The organism is Rhizobium sp. PP-F2F-G48 (assembly GCF_004342335.1).
Classification (GTDB): Bacteria; Pseudomonadota; Alphaproteobacteria; order Rhizobiales; family Rhizobiaceae; genus Ferranicluibacter.
On the sequence record NZ_SLVH01000008.1, the window covers coordinates 240,369 to 261,018 of the forward strand.

Below are 20,650 nucleotides of genomic sequence, written 5' to 3' on the forward strand. Positions count from 1 at the left end.
AATGTTCCTTCTAGCGCTTCGGCCGAACGCGGATCGCAAGGTTCGGCTTGCCCGGCAGTTCCACCGCGAAGGCCGCATCCGGCCGCCGGGGGCGCAGCGAGGCGCCATGCCGGGTCGGATGGTTGGCGGGAGCATCCACAAGGGTCGCCGGCGTCACCGTCATCTCCCAGATGTCGATCACGTCGACCGCGTAGTCACCCGCCTCCTGCGGCAGACCGGGCGCCCAGATGACGGGCTGATGCTCGCCGAGATAGATATAGGTCACGTCACCATCGGTCGCACCGGACACGCGGCTCCAGGGCCAGTTCGCCTCGCGTGCGATCGGCGTCAGACCGTTCTTCACGTCCTCCTGCAGGAGATCGCGCAGGAAGCCGATGCGCTGCCAGGCCTCCCCGTGGAGGACGCCGCCTTTTGCCCACCAGAGGATGTCGTCCGGATGCATGAAGGTTTCACCATGTCCGGCATAGCCGCCGCGGAGTAGGGTGATCCAGTAGCGGTGGACCAGTTCGCGCGCCGAGATATTGCCCCAGGAGAGCATGATGTTGCCCTCATATTCCGGCTCGTCGTTGACGACCGGTTTGCCGTAGGCTTCGCGCCATTCCTGGGTGCGCTTCACGTCCCAGTTCTGGATGCAGACATGGCTGACCCAGGGCCGGCGGTGGTCGTAATTCGCGTTGACGTCGCCGTTGTGAATGGATTTCAGGTGATGGTAGGGGTCGTTCTCCTCGATGATCTGGAAGTAGCGATCCCATTGGCCCATCGGCTTGGTGTCGAGCAGGAAATCATACTCGTTGGCAAGCGACCACCAGACATTGCGATAGGCGGCCAGACGCGCCGTGAGATAGGCGACGTAGCGATAGTCCTGCTCGGCGCTCATGTCGCAATAGCCCCAGCGATCATAGGGGTGGAAGATGATGATGTCGGCCTCGATCCCGAGATCCCCGAGGGCCTTCACCTGATTTTCGAAGTGCCGGAAGCTCTCGGGATTGGGCCTGTCGAAGTCGAGTTCCCCGTCCGCGTCCCGCTCGTAGACATCATGCAGCGGCTCGTTGATGTTGAACGGATAATCTTTCGGAAAAACGCCCATGCGCATCTTGTTGAAGCGCGCCTGCTTCAGGGTTTCGAGCGTCTTTGCCTGCAGGTCGAGCGGCTGGTGCGTCCAGGCATAGCAGGTGGTGCCGAAGGAGAGATACGGTGTGCCATCGGCATGGGCGAAGTGGTAGCGGTTGGCGACCTGGACAGGCCCGTGCGCATTCGGGCTTGCCGGGCCTGCCGTGAAGGATCCCGCGCGAGCATCGAGTTCCGGCGCTGACGCGCGCGTCACATAGGTCCATTCGCCTTCGTTGTCGGGCATGAAGCGGATCTTGTAGACGCCATCGCCGTCATAGAAGCCGGGCACGCGCACGGTTCGGCTCTTCTGGCTGAAATGGGCTTCGAGATCGACCTCGACGAACGGATTGCCGGCGGACGGCCCGCTCAGGCTGGCTTCGAAGAGGTCCCATTTGGCGATGATGGTGTCGGTCATATCTGCGTCCTTGATGTCCGTTTTCAACCCTTCACCGCGCCGGAGGTGAGCCCGGACACGAAGTAGCGCTGGAAGATGAGGTAGACGATGGCGGCGGGAAGCACCGTCATGACGATGGCGGCATTGAGCTGGCCGTAGTCCCTGGAAAACTGCCCCTGGAAGGCGGAAAGGCCGAGGGGAAGGGTCCACATGTCGCGGTCCTGCAGAAGGACGAGCGCCATGGCGAATTCGTTCCAGGTGGAGACGAAATCGAGGATGAGCAGCGCGGCCAGAACAGGCAGCGACACCGGCAGGAAGATCCGCCGGAAGATCGTGAAGTGCGAGGCACCGTCGATGCGGGCGGCTTCGCTGAGTTCCTTCGGAATGCCGCGGAAAAAGCTCTGCAGGATGAAGACCTGATAGGGAATGCCGAAGGCGAGATAGGGGAGGATGACGCCGGGATAGGTATCGATCAGGTGCAGGCCGTTGACCAGCGTGAAGAGCGGCGCGAGCATAACCTGAAACGGGATCATCGTGCCGAACAGAATCGCCAGCAGCAGCATCTTGCGCCCCGTGAACGGGATCTTCGCCAGCGCATAGGCGGCCATGGCGGAGATGAAGAGACCGAGCGGGACCTTGATCGCGGTGATGATAACGCTGTTGAAGAAGGTGGTGTTGAAGCGGCCGCGGTCCCAGGCGCCGGTATAGTTGGCGAACTTCGGATCGACGGGCGGGGAAAACGCGCTGGTGCCCATGACGGCGGCGTTGGACTTCAGCGAGGTGAAGACGATGAAGACGAAGGGCGCGACCCAGATCAGCGCGACCAGAGCGAGCGAGATCCAGAGCGCCACCAGCACCCAGTCCCGTTGCGGCTTCTCCAGCCGGTTGTCGAAGAGGGAGGCTGAGGTCGCGGTCATTCTTCGGGCTCCTCGGCGTTTCGCGTCCAGCGCAGGTAGGGAATGACGACGGAGAGGGTGATGAGCAGAAGAACGACCGAGATGGCGCTGCCGCGTCCGAAGTCGAAGATCTGCATGGACTGGGTGAAGGCCCAGAGCGCCAGCATCTGTGTCGACTGCGCCGGCCCGCCGCCCGTCAGCCCGTAGATGATGTCGAAGGCCTTGAGGGAGGAGATGATGGCCAGCACCAGAACGATGGTGATGGTGGGTTTGAGTGCGGGAAAGGTGACGTGGCGAAAGAGGCTCCAGCGTCCGGCTCCGTCGATGCGGGCGGCCTCGATCAGCGTCTTGCTGACGCCCTGCAAGCCGGCGAGAAACAGCACCATGGAGAAACCGACGGTCTGCCAGAGATAGGCGACGAAGGCGGAATAGAGCGCGATGTTACGGTTACCGAGCCAATCCTGAATCCAGGATTGAAGCCCGAGGGAGGTGAGAACCTGCCCGAACAGGCCGAAAAAGGGATCGTACATCCAGCGCCACATGGTGGCGACGGCGATGGGGGCGATGATGACGGGCAGGTAGAAGATCGCCCGCAGGCCGTTGCGGCCGAAGATCGGCTGGTTGAGCCCGAGCGCCAGCAGAAGCCCGACGAGCGGCGGGAAGATCGTCGACAGGATCGTCCAGATGACGGTGTTGCGAAAGGCGCTCCAGAACACTGGATCCTTCGTGAAGATGTCGATGTAATTACTGAAGCCGACGAACGTCTTATGGGCATCGAGGCCGTTCCATCGCTGGAAGCTCAAGGCCACCACGTCCACCATGGGGTAGATCGCAAAGACGACGTAGATGACGATCGCCGGAGCGACCAGAAGGGCCGCCTGCATGCGCGGGTCGGAGAAGAGGGATCTAGTCGTCATGAGACACTCCGTGCGAGACAGGCGCTACGGCGCAGGCGTGCAGGGACGCAGGCGAAGGTTACGGAACGGACATGGCCGGCCCTTCCCGAGGCCGGCCTGGCCATGGGCGCCTAGCGCCTGTTGTCGATGAAGGCCTGGAGCTGGCCGCCGGCATCTGCCGCCGCCATGTTGCCGCTCGCCACTTCGTTGATGACCCGAAAATACTCCGTCGTCACGTCGAGCGGGAACGCCTGGTCGCCGTTCATGTAGACCTGCGTATAGGTATTGAAGATATCGACCCATTTCTGGTCGAGGGGACGCAGATCCTTGTAGGCGACGTTCTTGTTGATGGAGGTGGTGCTGAACTGGCCGAGGCTGGCCTGCTGAACCGGCGTCGACATGAAGTAGTCGAGGAACTTGGCGGCCATGTCCGGATTTTTGCTCTTGCTGCTGATGTAGTGGTATTCGGCAAAACCGTAGAGCCGGTTGGTTCCCGTGGGGAAGGGGAAGACGTCGTAGTCGTCGAGGTTCCCGGCTTCCGCCAGCTGCTGCACCAGCCAGTCGCCTTCGAGCATCATGGCCGCACGGCCGCCGACGAAGAGGTTGAACGACTGCGCATTGTCGATGCCCATGAAGGGGCTGAGAATGTAGTTCTTGCTCCACGTGTCGAGTTCGGCAAAGGAGGCCGCCGCACAGGGCTCGGTCTTCCAGCTGGTTTTCATGTTCATCAGCGCGTCATGCTTCTCGATGCCGCATTTGGACTCGAGGATCACGTCCATCAGGCGCATCAGATGCCAGTTGACGGTGCCGCCGAAGGTGATAGCCGGAATGCCGGCGGCTTTCAGTTTTTCGGCGTCCGCAACCAGTGCGTCGTAGTCCTTCGGGGCTTCGGTGATGCCCGCCTGCTGAAACAGCGCCTTGTTGTAGTAGAGCGCCTCGCCCTTGAAGGTGAAGGGCACGCCCTGGCGACCGCCCTCGTAGATCTTGGAGAACGACGCCGCCGCCGGAACAAGTTCGTCGTCCCACTTGTATTGTGCGTAATATTTGTCGAGCGGCAGGCTGAGGCCCGCCTTGATGTATTCGCCGCCGAGACCGAGGCCCGCCCAGCTGAAGAAGATATCGGGGCCGCGATCCGAGCCGGCAGCGACGCGAAGGGCCGTCTTGTGGTCGTCGACGCCGCGCGTGACGATCTCGACATTGACGCCGGGATTGGCAGCCTCGAAATCGGAGGCGATCTTCTGCATCGCGGCGTTCGACGCTTCCGAGCTGAAATTCAGCGTCCAGAGCGTGATGTCCTCGGCGAAAGCCGCGCCGCCCGATAGCGCCAGCGTCGCCAGAATCGTGCCGGTCCGCAACGCATTGTTGATCATGCTCATGGTGTCCTCCCTTGGTGTTTCCTCGTCCTCGACATCTTTTAGACTGTCAGCGCGATCGATTGTCAATATGATTTATGTCAGCCATGACAAAAGTCCGGCGAAAACGGAATTGTGATCGGTCGACATATGTCATAGAAGATAGCTGTAACGGGTTCGGGCGGACGTGGGGCGCGGGCAGGGGAGGCGACATGGCCAATATGATCAGCGGCGGCTTGCGGGGTCTTCTCGACGAGCGCCAGGTCGACACGCCGGTGGCACGCGTTGTTCGCGCGCTGAGCGGACACGGCGCGGTCAGTACCGCGCAGATTGCCCGCACGACCGGACTTGCACGTTCGACTGTTTCCACGATTCTCGCCGACCTCCGGCGATCGAGCCTGGTTGTCGAGGTGGAAACGCGCAGCCCCGGCATCGGGCGGCCGGCGCTTGCCCATTCGCTCAATCCGGAAGCCGGAACCTGTCTCGGCGTCCTCCTCGGGCGCAACGAATTGCGGGTGGTGCTGGCCGACGTCGCCCACAATATCGTCGCGGACGTCGCCATTCCGCTGGAGCAGGATTACAAGCCGGAACGGGCGACACGCACGGCCAAGCAGGCGATCGACAACATCTACAAGGAGCATAGTCTCCCGTATTCGGGGCTTCTTGGCGTCGGTTTTGCCGTTTCCGCGCCGATTGCCGCCAGTGGGCGCGTCATGCGGGGCTCGCAGCTTCCGGGCTGGCAGGGTGTCGATCTGCGTGCGACCTTCGAGCCCGTGCTGCAGAAGCCGATCTTTGCCGACAACGAGAGCAATTGCGCGGCCCTGGCCGAGATGATGTGGGGAGCCGCGGCGGGCTTCGACAATTTCGTGCTGTTCAAGCTGGACCTCGGCATCGGTGGTGCGATCGTCGCCAACGGCAAGGTGTTGACGGGTGCAGCGGGCACGGCAGGCGAATTCGGCCACATGGTCCTCGACCCCCGTGGCGATCTCTGCACCTGCGGTAATCGCGGCTGCATGGAGCTTTCCTGCAGCGGTGCGGCGGTTCTCGGCATCGCGGAGCGACGGCTTGCGCGCAGCATCGGCATGGCGGAATTCGTGAAGACGGCGCAGGCGGGCGACGTCGGGTTCCAGCGGCTCCTGGACGATGCGGGCGAGGCCGCCGGGCGCGGACTGGCAGCGGTCGGAACCATTCTCAATCCCGGCCTTTTCGTCATCAGCGGCAGAATGGCGACGGCGGGCGAAATGCTGCTCGCTCCGATCCGCTCGGCCTATGCCCGGCACACGCTGGTCAAGCCGGGCGACGGCGAAGGCGCCGATCCCGCCTTTGTGACGGGCCGTTTTCTCGACAACGACAACTGCATGGGCGCCGTCGGCCTCGTCCTGCGGCATCACGGTCGGCTGACATAGCCTCGTTTCCCTGTCCGGGACCGGCTCGACGCTTGGCGGGGACAGTTTCGGCCGATACCGGTGCAATGTCCGTACCCACAGGCTGCACGATCCGGTACGCTGGAGAGACCAGGCGGTCGGCAGATATCATCTCAACGGCAAGCGACCGCCCCGGCACGGAGCGATCGAGGCAGGACCATGACATCTGGCAAAAAGCACATTCTTCTCAATGCGTTCAACATGAACGCGGTCGGCCATATCAATCACGGTCTCTGGACGCATCCGCGGGACCAGTCGCATCGCTACAAGACGCTCGACTACTGGACATCGCTGGCGGCAACCCTGGAACGGGGGCTGTTCGACGGGCTGTTTCTGGCCGACATCATCGGGGTCTACGATGTCTATCAGGGCTCCAGCGACCTGACAGTGCGGGAATCGATCCAGCTTCCGGTCAACGATCCCATGCTGCTCGTCTCGGGCATGGCGGCCGTCACGAAACATCTCGGCTTCGGCATCACGGCCAATCTGAATGCGGAGCCGCCCTATCTGTTCGCCCGTCGCATATCGACGCTGGATCATCTGACCGACGGCCGCATCGGCTGGAACATCGTGACAGGCTACCTCGACAGCGCCGCGCGCGCGCTCGGGCAGGATGCGCTGGCGGAGCACGATCTGCGCTACGATCAGGCGGACGACTATCTCGAGGTTCTCTACAAATTGTGGGAGGGAAGCTGGGATGACGATGCGGTGCGGCTCGACCGGGCCGCCCGCATCTTTGCCGACCCGTCCAAGGTCCGCCGGATCGCGCATGACGGCCCGTTCTACCGGTCGCATGGCACCCATCTCTCGGAGCCGTCCCGACAGCGGACGCCGGTCCTCTATCAAGCCGGAACCTCCGGGCGCGGCCGGCGCTTTGCCGCCCGCCATGCGGAATGCGTTTTCGTCACGGCAGCGGACAAGACGGCGGCGCGCACCGCGTCCCGTGCGCTGAGAGAGGCGTTCGTTGCGGCCGGCCGCCGGGCAGAGGACGTGAAACTGTTCGTCGGCATCACGGTCGTGACGGATGCGACCGGCAAGGCGGCCGAGGCCAAACTCGCCGACTATCTCGCGCATGCCAATCCGGAAGCGGGCGTCGCGCACTTCTCGGCCAGCACCGGCATCGATTTCTCCGCTTACGATCTCGACGACCCGATCGTCTACGGCCGATCGAACGCCATGCAGTCGGCAACCCAGCTGGCGCAGGAGCGCCGGTGGACCAAGCGCGACCTGATGAACGAACTGAAGATCGGCGGCCGCTATCCGATCATCGTGGGCGATGGAGCCGTGGTTGCCGACGAGCTGCAGAGCTGGATCGAGGAGGGCGAGATCGACGGTTTCAACCTGACGCGGACGGTCGTCCCGGAAAGCTACGAGGACTTCATCGCCTTCGTCGTGCCGGTTCTGCAGGAGCGCGGGCTCTACAAGACATCCTATGCCGAGGGCGCGTTCCGGCAGAAGCTGTTCGGCGAAGGCGATCGCCTCGGCCCCCGGCACGTCGCTACGGGATACCGCTTCCCCACGAACGCGTCCGGCGCCTGACCCTTCCGCGGGTCTACTTGCAGAGGGCCTTACCCGCCTGGAACGCTGGCCGGGAACCTTCGGAGACCGTCATGCTCTTCAGGGAGAGGGGTCCGTGTCGGGAGGGGGCTCGTGCCCCCTCGTGTCTCGTCAGCCGGCGCTGCCCGATGGCTTGCGGACCAGCAGCTTGTCGATGCGACGACCGTCGAGATCGATGACTTCGAAATACCAGTCCCGCGTCGTCAGGTGCTCGCCGAGCGAGGGAAGGCGGCCGAGTTCATCGATGACGAAGCCCGCCACGGTCTCGTAGCCGGGCTCGCTCTCGAACTGGAACCCCATCTCGTCGGCGAACTCGTCGATCGGCATCCAGCCGGCGACGAGAAAGGATCCGTCCTCGCGCTCGACGACGGCCGGTTCGTCGCCCTCATCGACCTGAAATGCGCCCGTGATGGCTTCGAGCACGTCGCCGGAGGTGACGATACCCTCGAAATGTCCGTATTCGTCATAGACCAGAACCATGTGCGCCGAGGACTTGCGCAGCGCCTGGACGACGTCGATCGCGCCCGCCCGGTCGGAAACGACGGGTGCGTCGCGCATGATGGTGCGGACGTCGAGATCGGTCCCCTGGAGGAAGGCATCGAGCGCGTCCTTGACGAAGAGAACGCCGACGATCTCGTCCGAGGAGCCGTTGCGGACGGGAAGGCGCGACCGGTTCGAGCTGCGGAGCTGCTCCCGGATTTCGAGCAGATCGTCTTCGATATCGACCACCTCGACCTCCCGGCGCGGCGTCATCAGTCCGCGCGCCGTCCGGTCGGCAAGCCGCATGACGCCCGAGATCATCTCGGATTCCTCGGCCTCGATCACGCCGGCCGTATGGGCCTCGGCGAGAACCGTGCGAATCTCTTCGTCCGACATCCTCTCGTCCGTTTCGCCTTTCTGGCCGAGAAGCGCGAGGACCGCCTTGCCGGAGGCGTTGAGGAGCCAGACGAGCGGCAGGGCGACCTTCGACAGCACCACCATCGCCGGCGCAACCTTGGATGCGACCGCTTCGGGAGCCCGGAGCGCGATCTGCTTGGGCACGAGTTCGCCGATGATCAGGGAGAGATAGGTGATGGCGACGACCACGGAGCCGACGCCGAAGCCATCGGCCATGCCCTTCGACAGACCCTGGAGTTCGAGCCAGCCCGCCAGCCGCGCACCGAGCGTCGCGCCGGAAAAGGCGCCCGAGAGCACGCCGACGAGGGTGATGCCGATCTGGACGGTGGACAGAAAGCGGCCGGGGTCCTCTGCAAGGCGGATGGCCATGGCCGCCCCCTTGTTGCCTTGCTCGGCCAGCAGTTTCAGCCTGACGGGGCGGGAGGAGACGACGGCGAGTTCAGACATCGCGAGCACGCCATTGAGCAGCGTCAGAAGCACGACGATCGATATTTCGGTTAACAAAACAGGTCCTTTGAATGCGTCGGGACGACATGAAGCTTGCTGACCTCACTGTCCGGGTCGCCGATGAGCCGGCCACTCCCTCCGACCTCGCAGCGAACCGAAAACAGATCGCGCGAGGAACGTCGACAGCCCCAGCTATACAGTGCCAGCCCGTCTCCCGGCAATGCATGACACCGTAACCTCGGTGATCGCCGTTGACGATGTGACACTGTGCCTGCGATCGATGAAGCGGGCGTGACGGAAAAGGCGATGCAGGCGGCTCGATCGGGAGCGCCGGGATCAGCCGTCCGCGAGAAGGGGAAGGAGCGTCCTGCCCTGTCGCTCGCTTTCGCTGCGGTAGGGCGTGTCGGAGAGGATGAACTGGGAGATGCCGAGATCCCGGTATTTTCCAAGTGCGCTGGCGACGTCCTGCGCCGTGCCCACGAGCCAGGTCGTGCCGGCGCCGCCGCCGCCGTGACGGCCGGGCCGCGTGTAGAGGATGTCGTCCAGCACGTCACCGCGGGCGGCAAGGTCGTTCAGGCGCTGCTGGCCGTAGGCGATGACGGTGCGATGGTCCTGCCAGCTGCCGGCTTGGCCTGCGGCCATGCGATCGACCCTGGCCTCGGCATCCGCCCAGGCCGCCTCCCGCGTCTCGCGGACGACGGTGGTGATGCGCAGACCGAAGGCGAGCGGCGGGAGATCGCGGTCGAGCCGGGCGCCGAGCGCCTTCAGGCGTGCGATGCGCTCGGCGATATCGGCGAGCGGTTCCCCCCAGAAGAGCTGGACGTCGGCCTCCGTCGCCGCCACATACTCGGCGGCTGCCGACGCGCCGCCGAAATGCAGCCTTGGATGCAGGCGGTCGCCCCGTGCCGCGATCCGCGGCTGAACGGTGGAGCCGGACAGCTGGAAAGAGCGGCCGGCATGGGTCACGTCTTCCTCGGTCCAGAGCCGGCGCACGAGCCGCATGAATTCCTTCGTCCGGTCGTAGCGCGCCTGCTGGTCGCCCTCGCTGTCGCCATAGGCGGCAGGATCGTCCTTGCCGGAGACGATGTTGATGCGGACGCGGCCGCCGCTCAGCCGGTCGAGCGTCGCGGCGGACGCCGCAAAATGCGCGGGCGACCAATAGCCGGGGCGCACGGCGATCAACGGCTCGAAGGTCGTCGTTCGCGCGACGAGGGCGGTTGCGACCGTGAACGTATCCGGCCGGCCCCAGCCGGTGCCGATCAGCGCGCCGGTCCAGCCGTTTTCCTCGAGCGCGGTCGCCTGCGCGGTCAGGCTCTCCAAGCTGTCATGCCCCTCGACGGCCACATCGCCGCGATGACCCGCCTCGGTATCGTTCGGGATGTACCAGAGAAACTCGGACCCGCCCGCCATCCTCAACCTCTTCCGTTAGACCGGGCACGCCCGCATGCGGCGACCGCGATGTCCGGGACATCCGGCTCACGCCCCGCCATTGACCGCCTCGAGCGCCACCGATCCCGGCCGGCCGCCATTCCGCGCCAGCCGGGCGACGGCCTGTTGCAGCGCCGCATTGCGCGGCGCGGGAATGCCGTTGAGGCGGGCAAGGCGGACGATTTCGCCGTTGAGATAGTCGACCTCGCTCGAGGTACCGCGCGTAAAACTCTGCCATGTCGATTGCTGCCCCCGCTCGATGCCGCTGTCCTCTGCGACATGCCAGCCGGAGATATCGACCGTCCGTTCGGAAGGGTGCGCCGGGTCGAGGCCGGCGGCCGCAAGCACCGTGCGCGCCTCGTCGGCGACGCCGCCGGCAAAGGCGGCGCGGGCCTCCGGCGTCGCGTCGAAGAGTTCCGTGGCGTTGGTCACGTTGTGGATCAGCTTCTCCGCTTTCCATCGGACGATGTCGGCGCGCGCTTCCGTCAGATAGCCCGCTGTCGCGAGATCGGCGGCGATGGCACGGGCGGTGTCGTCGAGGCCGTGGGGATAGCGGCCGAGCGTCACGACGCCGAGGTTCGGCATGCCGCCGACCACGACTTCGCCGGTCACGGTGTAGCGGGCCGGGATCTTGACGCTGGCGGCATAGAGACGGGAGAAACGGCGTATCGCGATGTCCTCGGCCGCCAGCCCGTTCTGCACCGTCACCAGCGGCAGGTCGGATGCCAGTCCGCCGCCGTCCACCGGCTGCCACGCCCAGAATTCGGTCGCCGCCTCCACGTCCTGCGTCTTGACGGTCAGGACGAGGCGATCGTCCGGCCTCAGTGCCGGTGGCGTCGCGCTGTCGACGGCCTGAAGCCGGATCTGGCGCGTGGCCTGCGGGCGGCGATAGGTCAGGCCGTGGCGCACGATATGCGCGATCTGCGCACCGCGCCCGACAAGGACATAGGCGATGCCATGCGTCTCGAATTCTGCGGCAAGGCTTGCGCCCACGGCGCCGGCGCCGATGATGATGTAGCGGGTCATGGACATCCGATGGCGTCGGGGCGGGTCGCTCGATTGTAACCCGTCGCTTTCTGAGGAGGTCTCCGGAAGCACGGGAAGCCGAGCTGCCTCATGCGCTTTTCCGGGCGGGGAGGGGCGCTGCGGCAGAGGCATCGTCGCGCAGGTTTGCGGCGCGGTCATAGGCGCTGCGGCCGAGGAGGGCGAGGGAGGTATCCTCCTGCGGGGCGTGGACGAGCACGAACTGGATGTCGCGGAAATGACGCTCCAGGCCGAGATCGGCGCCGAGGCCCGGATTGCCGATGCCGCGCACGGCGATCTGCACCGCATCGCGCAATTGCCGGCCGGCCAGCAGGCGCGCACGGATCAGCGCCTCGGTGTCGTCGGCGCGGTGGGCGAGCGCGTCGAAGATCAGCTGTCGCGCACCCGACACCAGCAGGTCGATCTCGCCCGAAAGCGTCACGAAGCGCTCCGTGCGGGCGATGGGATGGCCGAGATTGGTGGGAACGCGCGTCTGCGCAAAACGGATGAAGGCGTCCTGCGCGGCTTCGGCGACGCCGAGATAGAGCGCCGTGAGCGCGAGCGTCATGCCGGCATGGGCGCGGTTGTCCTGCTGGGCGATCGCGGGATCGACCAGATCGAGCCCGTTTTCGGCGGGGATCTCGACATCGGTGTAGGCGACGTCGTGCGAGCCGCTGGCGCGCATGCCGAGGCTGCTCCAGTTCTCGATCACCTCGATCCCGGGCAGTCCGTTCGGCACGACGAAGGTGCCGACGCGCGCGGGCGTCTCGTCGGTGTGCGCCCAGACGAGGAAATGCGTAAGGCCGTGGGCGCCGGTGACGAAGCGCTTGCGACCGGAGATCGACCAGCCCCTGGTCGTGCGGCGGGCGATCGTCGCCGGCAGACCGCCGCGCGCGGGCGAGCCGAGGTCCGGCTCGACGCGGGCGGCATTGAGGAGCAGCGGTCGCGCCTTGGCCTCGGCAAGCAGCCGCCGGTAGAGATCGTCCGGCCAGTTGCTTTTGGCCGCCTGGCCGAGATGGGTGAAGAGCGTCATGGCGCTGATCAGGGCAACTGAGGGATCGCCGCGTCCGAGCGCCGCAAGAATGATGGCCGCATCGAGCAGCGTACCGCCGCGCCCGCCATAGCGGGTGGCGACGGTGTGCTCCAGCAGGCCGCTGCGGTGAACGGCGTTGATCCCTGCCCAGGGAAACCGACCGGAACCGTCCGCCTCCGGTGCGGCGTCCGCGACAGCCCGGACGGTGGCCTCGGCGACAAGTGTGGGGGAGGCGGGCGCTCCGTAAACGGGCGCATCCGGAGGGGACGCTTCGGAAACGAAGGCTTTGGCAAGGGGAAGCGGACGGGACATGGGGCGGGCCTTCTGGCTTTCAGGAAAACATCCGGCAGGCGCATCGGGATCGGAAGGAGGAAGATGCACCTGCGGCGTCGGCAGATCGGACGCGGGAAAGCGTCCGGTTGCCGCAGCGCGGGTCAAGCCGCAGCCTTCTTGTCCGCGGCGCTGCCAGCCTCTTCCCGGGCGCGGATCCCCTCCCGCACGAGCGGCAGGACGTAGCGGCCATAGTCCACCGCGTCGTTGTAATTGTCATAGCCGCGGATCGAGATCAGGTCGGCGCCGAGATCGATATAGTCGAGAATGGAGTCCGCAATGGTCTGCGGCGAGCCGACGAGGGCCGTGGTCGCACCGCTGGCATTGGTGGCGGTGACGGTGGGGTACCAGAGCGCCCGGTCGTGGACATGGCCGCGCGCGGCGATATCGAGGAGCCGCTGCGAGCCGACATTGGCCGGCGGCGCAGCCGAGACGGGCTTGCGGGACAGCCCCTTTTCACGGTTCGCATTGAGCTGGTCGAGCACCGCGTGGGCCTTCACCCAGGCCAGTTCGTCGGTTTCGGCGATGATCGGGCGGAAGGTGACCCAGATGCGCGGCCGGTCCGTCCGTCCGGCCTTGGCGGCCTCCTCGTAGACCCGGTCGATCTGTTGCTTGGTCTCGGCCAGCGGCTCGCCCCAGAGGCCGAAGATGTCGCAGAGCGACCCGCCGATGCGGTAGGCGGCCTCCGACGAGCCGCCGAGCGAGATGGGAATATGCCCCTTGGTCGGGCGGACGGCGCTGCGGAACTGCTTGAACTGGTAGTATGTCCCGTCGAAGTCGAAGGGCTCGGTGGCGCTCCAGGCGAGGCGGAGGATGCGGATGTACTCCTCCTGCCGCTCATAGCGCTCTTCCTTGTTCAGGAAATCGCCCTCCCGGGCCTGCTCCTCGTCGCTGCCGCCGGCAATGAAGTGGACGACGACACGGCCGCCGCTCAACTGGTCGAGCGTGGCGAGCGCTTTCGCCGCGACCGTGGGATAGACGGTGTTCGGCCTGAGCGCGACGATGATGTTGAGGTTCTTCGTGTGCGCAAGGATCGTCGCGCCGATGGTGAAGGGGTCGAAGGACGACGATGCGTAGGGAACCAGCGTGTAGTTGAAGCCGTAATCATCGAGCGTGCGCGCATAGCGCTGCAGATAGGCGGGATCGATCGGCAGCTCCGGCTGGGGGTGGAGGTCGTTGCTTTCGTTCGGAAAGGTAACGCTGATGAACTCTGCAGGCATGAGGCTGTCTCCTATCGGATATCGGCGCCCACCGGAGGCCGATGATGGTGTCAGCCTAGGGTCCGGGATGACGCCAAGGAAGACAGGTCGTTCTATTTCTACTTATTCTATAGAAAATATTCCTCCGGATTGCCGGTTTCACCAGGACGGCGACCAGCCAAGGCTCGGGGCGACCGTCGCGGCGAAGTCGGTCAGCACACGCGTGTTCTCGGCAAGGCCGAAGCCGGGCGGCAGGAAGAGGATGATCTCGTCGGCGGCGCTGAGGCCGGGATCGGCGAGGATCGCCGCGATCACCCGGTCCGGCGTGCCATGGAAGACGGGCGAAATCTGCGTTCCCGGCGGCTGGGCGGCAACCGGCGTCAGCGCCCCTCTCGGCCGCGAGGCGGCAATGCCGAGGGTGCGCCGCTCGGCATCGTAGGCGGCGTAGGTTTCGAGGCGATCCGGCGCGGTTGACGCCAGCACGGAGGCGGCGACCGTGACCGGCGGCGGCTCCGTGCCCCAGAGCGCGCGCCAGCGGGCCCGGAACGCGGCGATGCCCCGCGCCTGATAGGCGCCGAAGGTTTCGCCCGCCTCATGATCGTGCTGGACGGTGCCGCAGACGAGCCCGATGCCGAGGTCTGCCGCCTGCACGGCCGAGGCAAGGCTTGCCGAACCCTGTCGGATCCGCGCGGCGAGCGTCGGGCTGTGCGGCGTCACCCGCAGCGCCGTCCCCTCCGGCGCGCCTTCGCCGGGGCCGGCCACCGTGTGCAACACCTCGCCCCGAACGGCGGCCAGGAAACGCGCCTGTCGGCGCTTTGCCTCCGTTCGCGCATCCGATCCGACCGTTCCGAAGACCGCATCGAACGCGGCGTTGGCGCCGGTCGCGATCGCCAGTTCCAGCCGGCCATCGAGCAGGAGATCGGTGGTGCCGGCGGCCTCCGCCAGAAGGATCGGGTCCTGATAGCGCATGGGGATGACGGCGGAGCCGAAGGTGATGCGCCGCGCATGCTGTCCGGCGGCGGCAAAGAAGGGCAGCGGCGACGACAGATAGTGGTCGAAATGCCGCTGATAGACCCATCCGGACTGATAACCCAGCCGCTCCGCCGCCATGTAGAGCGCGATGCCGTCGCGCATGCCCTGCGCCGGGCCCGCCTCGTCGTTGAAGGCGACGCGGGTGTTGAAGCCGATGCGCGTTTTCGGCCGGAACGTTCCCTTTGAAACAGGTGCCGGATCCTCGGCAAGGGTCGGCGCAGGGGCGGCGGTCATGCGATCTGCTCTTGCCCGATAACCGCCGACCCGACAACGGCTTGCGGCGCCGGCCGCGGGCTGCGCGTGCGAGCGGGAACGACCGTGCTCGACGGGATCGAGTGCAGCAGGGCCGCCGTATAAGGGTCCCGCGGGGTCTCGAAGATGTCGCGGACCGTGCCATGCTCGACGATGCGGCCGTGGCGCATGACGGAGATAGTGTGGGCGAGCTGGCGCACCAGCGCGAGATCGTGGGAGACGAACACATAGGTCAGCCCGAGCTTTGCCTGAAGCTCGAGCAGCACCGCGACGATATCGGCCTGCACGCTGACATCGAGCGCAGAGGTCGGCTCGTCCAGCACGATCACGTCGGGCCGCAGCACCAGCGACCGGGCAATCGCCACCCGCTGGCGCTGCCCGCCGGAAAGCGCCTGCGGCTTGCGAGTGACCAGATGCGCGCCGAGCCCGACATCGACGAGCGCCGCGCGCACCCATTCGGCCCGCTCTTTCGGCGTTCCGATCCGGAACCGGTCGAGCGGTTCGCGCACCAGACGCTCGACCGTCCAGGTCGGGTCGAGCGAGGTGAACGGGTTCTGGTAGACGAGCTGCAGATGCCGCCAGGCCGCCTGCATCGAACGGCGCGTGCGCCCGGTGAGCGTCTCGCCCGCGACGCTGATCTCGCCGCTATCGGGCTGCTCCAGCCCCAGCAGCAGCCGGATGGTCGTCGTCTTGCCGGACCCGGACTCGCCGACCAGCGCATGAGTCGTGCCCGGGGACACCGAGAAGGAGACGTTGTTGACAGCTGTCAACACCTTGCCGTCCACCTCGAAGGTCTTGGTAAGCTTACGGACTGCGATCTTCGGGGCCTGGCCCTGATCGGCAAGGCGACGCAAACCGAGATCGCGCAGCGCCGAATAGCGGTCCGGGTTCAGCGCCGGCACGTCGGCATGCAGCTTGCGGGCATAAGGGGAGGTCGGCGCTACGAAGACCGTGGCCGTGGGGCCCGCCTCCTGCACGCTGCCGTCTTTCAGCACGACGATGCTGTCGGCCCGTTCGGCCGCGATGGCCAGATCGTGGGTGATCAGCAGCAGGCTGATGTCGAGGTCTTCCCGGAGGCGGGAGAGGAGGTCGAGAATGTGCTTCTGGATCGTGACGTCGAGGGCCGAGGTCGGCTCGTCCGCGACCAGCAGCAGCGGTCGGGGCAGGACGGCAAGGCCGATCAGCACGCGCTGGAGCATGCCGCCCGAAAGCTGGTGCGGATAGCTGTCGAAGACGCGTCTGGGATTGTCGAGCCCGACCTCCGCGAAGGTTTCGAGGATCCGCTCCCTGGCGATGCGCGGGTCGCGCGCGTCGGTCAGCGCAGCGGCCTCCATCGCCTGCGAACCGATGGTGCGCACGGGGTTGAGCGCGTTTCCCGGGTCCTGCGGCACGAAGCCGATGGCCCGCCCGCGCAACGGCCGGAAGCGACGCTCGGAAAGCCCCAGAATGTCCTCGCCGTCGAAGGAGACGCGGCCTTCGACATGGGCCGAACCGGGCAGGAGGCGCAGGACGGTGCGGGCGATGGTGGACTTGCCGGAGCCGGATTCGCCGATGAGCGCGAGGCTCCGGCCGCGACCGAGCGAAAAGCCGACATCGGTGACGACGCGGGTTGCGCCGTAGGAGACGTCGAGGGCCTCGACCTCTAGGAGCGGCGCCGGATGCTCGCCTGCAAGGCTGTGCGGAAAGGCGGCGGTCAGTCTGTCGTGCGGAGCCATCGGCTGATCCTGTTAACGGAGAGGACTGTGGCGATCGTGACGAGCGCGGGGGCGTAAACCAGCCAGGGCCATTTGGGATAATCCTTGCCGATCGAGATCAGCAGGCCCCAGTCGGAGGCGGGCGGCGGGTCGCCGTAGCCGAGAAAGGCGAGGCTGGCGATGACGAGGATCGAGTCCCCGAAATGCAGCACGGCGAGCGGCAGGACCGAGCGCGAGGCGTTGGGCAGAACATGGCGTGCCAGGATATGCCAGCGCGAGCCGCCCGAGAGGAACGAGGCCTCCACGAAGGTCGCCTCCCGCGTCTTGATCACCTCCGAGCGCATGACGCGGGCAAAGACCGCGACGGCGGAGACGCCGGTGGCGATCGCCGCATTGATCGTGTCGAAGCCGATGGCGGTGACGACGATGACCGCGAGCAGGAATTTCGGGATCGCCAGCAGCACATCCACGAATCGGGCGAGCACCGTATCGACCCAGCCACCGAGAAAGCCCGCGACCAGCCCGATGAGCCCGCCGGCGAGAACGCCGATGACGACGGCGATGAGCGCGCTGGTGACGGAGGAGGCACTACCGAAGACGACGCGGGCAAAGACGTCGCGGCCGAGATGATCGGTGCCGAACCAGTGGGCAAGGCTCGGGCCCAGCAGCTTGTCGGCCGGCACGCCGGCGATCGGATCGTGACCGGTGAAGAGGCCGGGCGCGAGCGACCAGGCGATGACCAGCGCGACGAAGACGAGCGACGCCGCGACGGGAAGCGGCGGCAGCGCCGGCCGGCGGCGTGGCGGCGCCAGACGGGCGGCCGCGGCGGTGGAGAGAAGCGTCATGGGGCTGTTGCTCCCGCAGGCTTGGGGGCGGATGTGCGCGGGGTTCTCGCCCCCAGCAGCTTCACGCGCGGATCGAGCAGGGGATAGACGAGATCGGCGATCAGGTTGGACAGCACGAAGACGACGGCTGCCAGCGACACCACGGCTTGGAGTACGGGCAGGTCCTGCGTGCTGACGGAGCGCTGCACGAGGCTGCCGATGCCGGTGCGGCCGAAGACCGTTTCGGTGATCAGCGATCCGCCGAGCAGCTCGCCGATGGTGAGCGCGATGACGGTGACGACGGGCAGCGAAGAGGGCTTCAGGAGATGGCGGGTGAACAGGCGGAAGGGCGGCAGCCCGCGTCCGCGCGCGACCGCGATGTAATCCTGCCCCGCTTCATGATCGAGGCTTGCGATCAGCACCTCGGCGATCTGGGCCGAGATGGGAATGGCGAGCGTGATCGCCGCAAAGAAGGTCGCCCAGGCGCTGTCCGGATGGATGACCCGGAAGAGGCCCAGCTGAAACCCGAAGAGATGGATCAGCACGAGCCCGATGACGAAATTGGGCACCGACAGGAACAAGGACGGGAAGGCGCGCAGCAGGCCCTGGCCGTAGCGCCTGGGCACGACCTGCGTACCATAGGCGATGACCACCGCCAGCACCACCGCCAGAAAGAGCGCCGATGTGGCGAGGATGAGGGTCGAGGGCAGCACTTCGGCGATCATCGTGGTCACCGGCCGGCTGGAGCGCATGGAGAGGCCGAGATCGCCGGTGAGAAAGCCCGAGAGTGACGACCAGAGCTGCACCAGCACCGGCCTGTCGAGGCCCTGCGCCGCAACGATCTGCGCGATCTCCTCCTCGGTGAAGCCGTTCTGGGGATTGCGCAGCACGCTGGTGATCGGGTCGCCGGGCAGGATGCTGACGACCACGAAGGTGAAGACATAGGCCAGCAGGATGACGACGGCCGCCTGCGCCAGCCGCTTGGCGGCATAGGTCGGATAGGCGCCGTTCATTGCCTGCCTCCCACTTGGCGTGCCGTCATTGCCCGACCTCGCTCTTGGTCGCGGTGTAGTAGCTGGCATAGGCGACGCCATTGTAGACCTCGCCCTTCAGGGCCGGCGACTGGACGTAGACGCGCTGGACGATCTGGGTGCGGGGAATGAAATAGCCCTGTTCCAGCACGTATGTCTGCAGCGTATCGAGGAGGGGCAGGCGGGCCTCGATCGTGCCGGCGCTGGCGATCTTGTCGCGCAGGTCGTTGATGGTCTGATCCCGGTCGTCGAGCGCGAACCAGTTCTCGCCATTGTTGGCATTGGTCAGGATGCCCGCCACGGTGCCCGCATCGATGAAGCTGCGCGTCACCTCGTAGGCCGGGACGGCCGCGCCGCCGAATTTCACCTTCTCGCCATAGGTCACCACGTCGAAGGCGCGGATCGCGACCTTCCAGCCGATCTTGCCGAGCTGCTGGGCGATCAGCTCGTCCACGGATTTGGACGTCGCGAGATAGGGGTTGGAATGGAGCGTCAGCAGCAGGGGCTTGCCGTCCTTGACGCGCACGCCGTCCGCGCCCTTCACCCAGCCGGCTTCGTCGAGCAGCGTCTCGGCCTTTTCGGGATTGTAGGCCAAGAGATCGCCGTGATCGGTCGCGCCGGGCACGTTGCTCTGGATGAAGGAGGTCGCAAGCTTCCAGTCGGGCGTATAGACGGTGTCGATGATCTCCTGCCGGTTGATGCCGGCCTGCAAGGCCTGGCGCACCTTCAGGTCGTCATAGGGCGCAAGCTTGGTGTTGACGGCAAGGCCGTTGACGAAGCCGAGATAGCGCGGCGTGGCGACCGTGAAGCCTTCGTCCTTCAGCGACGACAGTTCCTGGGGCGAAGCGTTGTAGGCGACATCGGCCTGCCCGGACTGGACGGAGGCGACGCGCAGCGACGGCTCGGAGACGAGCTTGTAGGTGATGGTATCGAGGAAGGCCGGACCGGTGTGGCCGACCGCAGCCGGCCCCCAGTTGTAATCCTTGCGCTTGGTCAGCGTGACATGGTCGCCTTCCTTCCAGGATTCGACCACATAAGGGCCGCTGCCGGAGGTTTTCGAAAGATCCGCCTGTTCGGAAGCCGGCTGGGCAAGCGTCTTCGGCGAGATCAGGATGGAGCCGTGATAGCCGAGCGTCGGAATGAAGCCGAGCGTCGGCTTCTTGAAGGACACTTTCACGGTCGCCGCATCCACCGCCTCGGCGCGATCGTAGGTTTTTGGGAAAAGGCCGATCGGGTTGATGCCGTCCTTCTTGCGGCCGGCATACCAGATGTCGAGATTGGCGACGACCGCGGCCGCATCGAGCGGCGTGCCGTCGGAGAAGGTGACGCCCGGCTTCAGGTGCAGCGTGAACTGCGTGGCATCGTCGTTCTGCTCCCAGCGCTCGGCGATCCAGGGGCTGACCTTGCCCTCCGCGTCGACATAAAGAAGCTTGTCGGCCACATGGCCCCAGATATGACCCTGGAAGCTGGAGATGGCGCTGTTGTTGGGGATCCAGGTATCGCCGAGCGAGTCGATGAGGAAGGTGATATCACCGCCCTCCTTCTTCGCGTCATCGGCCAGTGTCGCGGTGGGTCCGGCGAGTGTCGCAAGAAGCGCGAGCGCCGTGACGGCGGATGTGGCGCGCAGCAGGCGGCGGCGGGACTGGGAGAAGGGCGTGCGGGAAAGCAGGGAGACGCGGTCGGTCATGCGGGTTTCCTGAAAAAGGTTCGGGTTCTCTTAATCCGCGGGCTCTCGTTGGCGCGCGCGGCAGATCGATCGTTTGCTGGCTAAGCGTGTGTGACCGGACAACAGGCTTTCGTTTGCGCGGTGTGGCCAGATCTCGGGATCGCG

The 20,650-nt window shown here is 65.9% G+C and carries 16 protein-coding genes; 2 read left to right on the forward strand and 14 right to left on the reverse strand.

Going from position 1 to position 20,650, the window contains the following annotated elements:
- Window positions 1-10: 10 nt before the first annotated feature.
- From C8J36_RS18435 to C8J36_RS18450, 4 genes are all read right to left on the reverse strand, one after another.
- A complete protein-coding gene (locus tag C8J36_RS18435; RefSeq protein ID WP_132536832.1) occupies window positions 11-1,525 on the reverse strand; it encodes a DUF5060 domain-containing protein in 1,515 nt (504 codons plus the stop codon).
- 23 nt (window positions 1,526-1,548) lie between these two features.
- Complete coding sequence (locus C8J36_RS18440; protein ID WP_132536833.1) at window positions 1,549-2,421, reverse strand: carbohydrate ABC transporter permease; 873 nt, start codon at window positions 2,419-2,421, stop codon at window positions 1,549-1,551.
- The gene (locus C8J36_RS18445) at window positions 2,418-3,317 is read right to left on the reverse strand and encodes a sugar ABC transporter permease (RefSeq protein WP_132536834.1); all 900 of its coding nucleotides are present in this window, start codon (window positions 3,315-3,317) and stop codon (window positions 2,418-2,420) included. The genes C8J36_RS18440 and C8J36_RS18445 overlap by 4 nt, the downstream gene beginning before the upstream one ends.
- Before the next feature lie 110 nt (window positions 3,318-3,427).
- Entirely contained in the window at window positions 3,428-4,672 is a 1,245-nt protein-coding gene (locus tag C8J36_RS18450; RefSeq protein WP_132536835.1) for an extracellular solute-binding protein, read from the reverse strand.
- A gap of 188 nt (window positions 4,673-4,860) precedes the next feature.
- Between C8J36_RS18450 and C8J36_RS18455 the strand changes: the two genes are divergently transcribed.
- Entirely contained in the window at window positions 4,861-6,054 is a 1,194-nt protein-coding gene (locus C8J36_RS18455) for an ROK family transcriptional regulator (protein ID WP_062594080.1), read from the forward strand.
- 177 nt (window positions 6,055-6,231) lie between these two features.
- A complete protein-coding gene (locus tag C8J36_RS18460; RefSeq protein ID WP_132536837.1) occupies window positions 6,232-7,611 on the forward strand; it encodes an LLM class flavin-dependent oxidoreductase in 1,380 nt (459 codons plus the stop codon).
- A gap of 129 nt (window positions 7,612-7,740) precedes the next feature.
- Here C8J36_RS18460 and C8J36_RS18465 read toward each other — a convergent pair whose 3' ends face one another.
- The 10 genes from C8J36_RS18465 to C8J36_RS18510 form a co-directional block, all read right to left on the reverse strand.
- Window positions 7,741-9,030 carry a hemolysin family protein gene (locus C8J36_RS18465; RefSeq protein ID WP_132536838.1) on the reverse strand — a complete coding sequence of 430 codons (1,290 nt, stop codon included), beginning with the start codon at window positions 9,028-9,030 and terminating at the stop codon, window positions 7,741-7,743.
- A 279-nt stretch (window positions 9,031-9,309) separates the two neighbouring features.
- Complete coding sequence (locus C8J36_RS18470) at window positions 9,310-10,383, reverse strand: LLM class flavin-dependent oxidoreductase (protein WP_132536839.1); 1,074 nt, start codon at window positions 10,381-10,383, stop codon at window positions 9,310-9,312.
- Between the two features lie 66 nt (window positions 10,384-10,449).
- Complete coding sequence (locus tag C8J36_RS18475; RefSeq protein WP_132536840.1) at window positions 10,450-11,427, reverse strand: 2-dehydropantoate 2-reductase N-terminal domain-containing protein; 978 nt, start codon at window positions 11,425-11,427, stop codon at window positions 10,450-10,452.
- 88 nt (window positions 11,428-11,515) lie between these two features.
- Entirely contained in the window at window positions 11,516-12,769 is a 1,254-nt protein-coding gene (locus C8J36_RS18480; RefSeq protein ID WP_132536841.1) for an acyl-CoA dehydrogenase family protein, read from the reverse strand.
- A 122-nt stretch (window positions 12,770-12,891) separates the two neighbouring features.
- A complete protein-coding gene (locus C8J36_RS18485; RefSeq protein ID WP_132536842.1) occupies window positions 12,892-14,007 on the reverse strand; it encodes an LLM class flavin-dependent oxidoreductase in 1,116 nt (371 codons plus the stop codon).
- A 138-nt stretch (window positions 14,008-14,145) separates the two neighbouring features.
- The gene (locus C8J36_RS18490) at window positions 14,146-15,252 is read right to left on the reverse strand and encodes an LLM class flavin-dependent oxidoreductase (RefSeq protein WP_132536843.1); all 1,107 of its coding nucleotides are present in this window, start codon (window positions 15,250-15,252) and stop codon (window positions 14,146-14,148) included.
- Window positions 15,249-16,985, reverse strand: a complete 1,737-nt coding sequence (locus C8J36_RS18495; protein WP_132536844.1) for an ABC transporter ATP-binding protein — start codon at window positions 16,983-16,985, stop codon at window positions 15,249-15,251. Before C8J36_RS18495 ends, C8J36_RS18490 begins: the two co-directional genes overlap by 4 nt.
- Complete coding sequence (locus tag C8J36_RS18500) at window positions 16,964-17,809, reverse strand: ABC transporter permease (RefSeq protein ID WP_132536845.1); 846 nt, start codon at window positions 17,807-17,809, stop codon at window positions 16,964-16,966. The genes C8J36_RS18495 and C8J36_RS18500 overlap by 22 nt, the downstream gene beginning before the upstream one ends.
- Window positions 17,806-18,801, reverse strand: coding sequence for an ABC transporter permease (locus C8J36_RS18505; protein WP_132536846.1), 996 nt, complete (start codon window positions 18,799-18,801; stop codon window positions 17,806-17,808). The genes C8J36_RS18500 and C8J36_RS18505 overlap by 4 nt, the downstream gene beginning before the upstream one ends.
- 25 nt (window positions 18,802-18,826) lie before the next feature.
- Window positions 18,827-20,506 (reverse strand): ABC transporter substrate-binding protein, encoded by a 1,680-nt coding sequence (locus C8J36_RS18510; RefSeq protein WP_132536847.1) that lies wholly within the window; start codon window positions 20,504-20,506, stop codon window positions 18,827-18,829.
- Between the last annotated feature and the right edge of the window lie 144 nt (window positions 20,507-20,650).

Coding starts and splice junctions, on each gene's coding strand:
- C8J36_RS18435 (WP_132536832.1), bottom strand. CDS start 1,525: ATGACCGACACCATCATCGCCAAATGGGACCTCTTCGAAGCCAGCCTG.
- C8J36_RS18440 (WP_132536833.1), bottom strand. CDS start 2,421: ATGACCGCGACCTCAGCCTCCCTCTTCGACAACCGGCTGGAGAAGCCG.
- C8J36_RS18445 (WP_132536834.1), bottom strand. CDS start 3,317: ATGACGACTAGATCCCTCTTCTCCGACCCGCGCATGCAGGCGGCCCTT.
- C8J36_RS18450 (WP_132536835.1), bottom strand. CDS start 4,672: ATGAGCATGATCAACAATGCGTTGCGGACCGGCACGATTCTGGCGACG.
- C8J36_RS18455 (WP_062594080.1), top strand. CDS start 4,861: ATGGCCAATATGATCAGCGGCGGCTTGCGGGGTCTTCTCGACGAGCGC.
- C8J36_RS18460 (WP_132536837.1), top strand. CDS start 6,232: ATGACATCTGGCAAAAAGCACATTCTTCTCAATGCGTTCAACATGAAC.
- C8J36_RS18470 (WP_132536839.1), bottom strand. CDS start 10,383: ATGGCGGGCGGGTCCGAGTTTCTCTGGTACATCCCGAACGATACCGAG.
- C8J36_RS18475 (WP_132536840.1), bottom strand. CDS start 11,427: ATGACCCGCTACATCATCATCGGCGCCGGCGCCGTGGGCGCAAGCCTT.
- C8J36_RS18480 (WP_132536841.1), bottom strand. CDS start 12,769: ATGTCCCGTCCGCTTCCCCTTGCCAAAGCCTTCGTTTCCGAAGCGTCC.
- C8J36_RS18485 (WP_132536842.1), bottom strand. CDS start 14,007: ATGCCTGCAGAGTTCATCAGCGTTACCTTTCCGAACGAAAGCAACGAC.
- C8J36_RS18490 (WP_132536843.1), bottom strand. CDS start 15,252: ATGACCGCCGCCCCTGCGCCGACCCTTGCCGAGGATCCGGCACCTGTT.
- C8J36_RS18495 (WP_132536844.1), bottom strand. CDS start 16,985: ATGGCTCCGCACGACAGACTGACCGCCGCCTTTCCGCACAGCCTTGCA.
- C8J36_RS18500 (WP_132536845.1), bottom strand. CDS start 17,809: ATGACGCTTCTCTCCACCGCCGCGGCCGCCCGTCTGGCGCCGCCACGC.
- C8J36_RS18505 (WP_132536846.1), bottom strand. CDS start 18,801: ATGAACGGCGCCTATCCGACCTATGCCGCCAAGCGGCTGGCGCAGGCG.
- C8J36_RS18510 (WP_132536847.1), bottom strand. CDS start 20,506: ATGACCGACCGCGTCTCCCTGCTTTCCCGCACGCCCTTCTCCCAGTCC.